This window comes from Dyadobacter sp. (genome assembly GCF_051859145.1).
Taxonomy (GTDB): domain Bacteria; phylum Bacteroidota; class Bacteroidia; order Cytophagales; family Spirosomataceae; genus Dyadobacter.
Genome location: NZ_JBHYGF010000444.1, coordinates 1 through 3,155 on the forward strand (window position 1 = coordinate 1; position 3,155 = coordinate 3,155).

The window sequence follows — 3,155 nt, forward strand, 5'->3', positions numbered from 1 at the left end:
GGTGATGAGCCTGGAAAGTTGCGGGTCCACTTTCGGGCGAACATGCGCCTTTCTTTTACGTGCAACGAAGGGAAGTGAGGCCTCATGTTCCACATTGTTGATCAAGCCTTTATGGTCGTTGGCAGGCAATGCTCCCGACAGTTCCTTATGACTCAATGTAAAATCCAGCGCATCTTTTCTTTGTTGCAGTGCTACTGCAAGATCCTTACTTTCAATTCCGTCCAGGTAAGCTGCCACAAGCCCCGCCTCTGCCACACGCTGCTGATTTCTATATCTGTTTAATGTATTGGTGATTTTGAAAAATAAGAAGATAGCACCCGCCAGCACCGGTATTGATATCAGGACAATGGTAATTAAAATACCTCCCTGGCTCAGCAGCGAGTCAGCAGTTGGTTGGCTCGACTGTGCGAATACGGGAGAATTCACCAAACTCAGCATGACGAACAAAATGACCCTTAAATGCTGCTTTTTTATCATCCGATCGAGCAGCAATGAGATCTGTTGGCTATTCAGGTTATCGAGATATCTTGAATAATCCTGTTTACCCGGGTTAATTTTATTAATCAGATCATGTTGGACAACGTTTTTGATCAGGATCGCAATGAAAAGCACACCCACCCCAATCACCAATGCAACGATTCCCACCGAAAGCATAGCTGCCTGGCCAAATAGGCTTTCTGCATATGCAGGGGTCCCAACCAAATAAATCAAAAGGCATAAGCTACTTATAATCTTATACTTACTAACAGCAGTCATATTATATATATTAAGACCCGAATATCCTTTAATATAGCAAATTTTATCTCTCCTTAATGTAGTTCAGCCCTAAATTCAGATTATCATTGAACTCCCCGATCGTCGCCGACTGTAAGGTGAGATGCATTTTTCTTCTTATTTCTTTAAAATCGTTATGCAGTGGGCAAGGCTTTGTTTCCGAGCAACTTTTTAACCCGAGGCCGCAGCCCTTAAATATTTTTTCCCCGTCGATCGCCCTGACAATATCGGCCAGCGTATTGCTCCGGGCACTGCTGTCAATATAAAAGCCGCCATTTGGCCCCTTACTTGATAGTATGAGCTCCCGTTTGCTAAGATCCTGAAGGATCTTGGCAATGAAGTGTTCAGGAGAATCGATGCCAGCGGCAACCTCTTTAATACCCACCTTTCTGCCTCCTTCTGACTTTTGGGCCACAAATATGACCGCACGTATTGCGTATTCACACGTTTTCGAAAAAAACATCTGCATCTGGTTTATATGCAAATATATCTTCAAGATTCCGGAAATAAAATACTTTTTACTCTTTTATTTAAATGTCTCTTTGCCCCGGGCTGTGCTTATACCCATTGAGTGGTTAAACTATACATGAGGAAAGAACCAGGTGCTATCGCTACGGATATGTTACCCGGCGCTCCCGCGATACACCAACATTACATCAATTGAATTGCTCTGAAACGTCTAGGAAGTCCATAAAAATTTGGATCACTTGTTAAATTTTTTGCCAGATCCAGATTCCGGCTATATCACCGGAATCGAATGTGCGATTAATTTGAGGATCAATGCTTTAATTCTTTTCAACCCTTAAAGATATTGTCAACAAAAATAAGGATTCTTCACTGGCAAGAACCTTGTGTGCAATTCCTGCATGAAGTGCAAGCATCTGGCCTGCACTACGATCTGTTGTTTTTTGCGCCGTAGAAAAGGTGATATGTCCTTCAAGGACCTGCACACTGATAATCCCCGGTGCAGTATGGGTTTTCATTTCTGCACCTTTATGTAGCGCGATCAAAACCATGCGCATACTTTCGGTCTTAAAAATAGTTATGGCATTACGGTCGCCGTTCTTGTAAGAATCCTCTTGTTTGATCTGGGCTTTCAACAAATTCAGGTCCATCGTTACCATCGGAGCGTCCAGTTCCCGCTCGCCTTCCGGCCTTAACGGAGTAGCTTCGTTCGACTTACTTGGGGCTGAATCTGGCAGCTGCTCCAGATGCTTAACCGGCGGCGTTTCGTTCAGTGCTTTGATGAGATCATCCGTCAAATTATCACTTGATATACCATATCCGTTCACCAAAGTACCTTTTATATTGTGTTTTGGAGAAGAGATCGCATATACAATAGCCTCATCACTTGGGTCAGACATTCCTTCAAAGCGGTAATGCTTATCAACCACAAAGTCCTGCGGGTGTATTTTCAACGAATTTGAATGGCAGATCAGGCAGTTATCGTCCAGATTAAAGTCTACAGTATAACCTTTTAATTTTAGGTCATTTAATACTTCCGAAACAGTAGTCATAGTATTCATAAGAAATATTTATTTACGGTCAAATAAAACAAATGTAATCAAAGCCACCTGTACCCGGACATTCGCGTCTTTAACAAGACATTTGTTTGCAATTGAGCAGATCAGCAGACTGCTAAGTATCCGCCAGCAATCGTCATACTCGCCATCTTCATTTTGACGCCATGTCCTTCCCCATTTGTTGTTGGCTGCGTAAAAAATCTATTCTATTTAACCATATTATAACTACGCAAATTTTCCATCCGAGACCTCAACGGGGTGCTATGTGTCAATGAAAGCGGCTGATTGTAGGAATTTTGAAGCTAGCTTTATAGATCGAGATTTTATTATATTAGCATGCTGAATTTTTATAGGAACCGAAAAGCTGAATAAGTTTACGACGGGCTTTATACAACGAGTATTTACGAATCAGTTCATTTGGCCTTTAATATGATTGTCAGGAAAAAGGAAAGAACCTTTAAGCTGCAGGTCTTTACCGAAGTTATGGTCGCTATAGTAGCAATAATCTTGTTTTTCGTATGTGTTACCTGCACGCCTGATAAGAGTAAGTTCTCCCAAGCACTACGAGCTTCCCATAGCTACATAAGTACGATTTAAGGTGTAGCAGAAGCTTTTAACCGTACCTAATTCGCATTCCAGACGCTAGAATCTCAGATAATAAGATGTTTGCCATATTTCACTTTAACCACGGTTTTCATGTACACTAACAAACACTTTACATACACCATTGAGCATTGCAGTCCCATTGAACCAAACCATAGCTTTTAACTCCGGCTGGCTGCTACCATATCTCCTTGCGATCTCCCTCAGTTTCAGTATCGTCGACAAATCCCAAAATTTTGTTAAGACCTTAACGAT

General features: G+C 41.8%; 2 protein-coding genes and 1 pseudogene. All 3 read right to left on the bottom strand.

What is annotated here, in order from left to right:
- Positions 1-654 (bottom strand): annotated as a pseudogene (locus ACTIE6_RS21305) (hypothetical protein); the annotation flags it as partial.
- Between the two features lie 145 nt (positions 655-799).
- Positions 800-1,237 (bottom strand): RrF2 family transcriptional regulator, encoded by a 438-nt coding sequence (locus ACTIE6_RS21310; protein ID WP_439558552.1) that lies wholly within the window; start codon positions 1,235-1,237, stop codon positions 800-802.
- 322 nt (positions 1,238-1,559) lie between these two features.
- Positions 1,560-2,300 (bottom strand): cupin domain-containing protein, encoded by a 741-nt coding sequence (locus ACTIE6_RS21315; RefSeq protein ID WP_439558553.1) that lies wholly within the window; start codon positions 2,298-2,300, stop codon positions 1,560-1,562.
- Between the last annotated feature and the right edge of the window lie 855 nt (positions 2,301-3,155).